Annotated in this window: 1 protein-coding gene; it reads right to left on the bottom strand. The window is 63.5% G+C overall.

What is annotated here, in order from left to right:
• A partial coding sequence (locus ACH35V_RS42255; RefSeq protein ID WP_395980536.1) for an alpha-amylase family glycosyl hydrolase occupies positions 1-1060 on the bottom strand: 1060 nt, incomplete at both ends.

Raw genomic sequence — 1060 nt, 5'->3', positions numbered from 1 at the left:
ATCTCGCGGGTGAAGGCGAGGACGGAGGGGTTGGAGGCGGAGAGTTCGACGTAGGAGCCGACGCCGAAGACGGGGTGGCGTTGGCGGATTTCGATCATTTTGCGGGTCCAGTGGAGGAGGGATCCGGGGTTGTTGGCTTGGGCTTCGACGTTGACGGCTTGGTAGCCGTAGATGGGGTCCATGATGACGGGGAGGTAGAGGCGGGCGGGGTCGCAGGCGGAGAAGCCGGCGTTGCGGTCGGGGGTCCATTGCATGGGGGTGCGGACGGCGTCGCGGTCGCCGAGCCAGATGTTGTCGCCCATGCCGATTTCGTCGCCGTAGTACAGGACGGGTGAGCCGGGGAGGGAGAGGAGGAGGGCGGTGAAGAGTTCGAGTTGGTTGCGGTCGTTGTCCAGGAGGGGTGCGAGGCGGCGGCGGATGCCGATGTTGGCTTTCATGCGGGGGTCTTTGGCGTATTCGGTGTACATGTAGTCGCGTTCTTCGTCGGTGACCATCTCCAGGGTGAGTTCGTCGTGGTTGCGGAGGAAGATGCCCCATTGGCAGTTGTCGGGGATTTTGGGGGTTTGGGCCATGATTTCGGAGATGGGGTAGCGTTGTTCGCGGCGGACGGCCATGAAGATGCGGGGCATGACGGGGAAGTGGAAGGCCATGTGGCATTCGTCGCCGCCGTTCGCGGGGTCGCCGAAGTATTCGACGACGTCGGCGGGCCATTGGTTGGCTTCGGCGAGGAGGACGCGGTCGGGGTAGAGGCGGTCGATTTCGGCGCGGACGCGTTTGAGGTAGGTGTGGGTTTCGGGGAGGTTTTCGCAGTTGGTGTTTTCGCGGGCGTAGAGGTAGGGGACGGCGTCGAGGCGGAAGCCGTCGATGCCGAGGTCGAGCCAGAAGCGGAGGTTTTCGAGCATGGCGTCTTGGACGTGGGGGTTGTCGTAGTTGAGGTCGGGTTGGTGGGAGAAGAAGCGGTGCCAGTAGTACTGGCCGCGGGTGGGGTCGTAGGTCCAGTTGGAGGTTTCGGTGTCGATGAAGATGATGCGGGCGTCGGGGTATTTGGTGTCGGTGTCGT

The sequence above is a fragment of the Actinomadura sp. 1N219 genome, from assembly GCF_044326405.1.
Lineage (GTDB): Bacteria > Actinomycetota > Actinomycetes > Streptosporangiales > Streptosporangiaceae > Spirillospora.
Note: the sequence above shows the minus strand (reverse complement) of the source record. Positions and strands in the feature narration are given on the sequence as shown.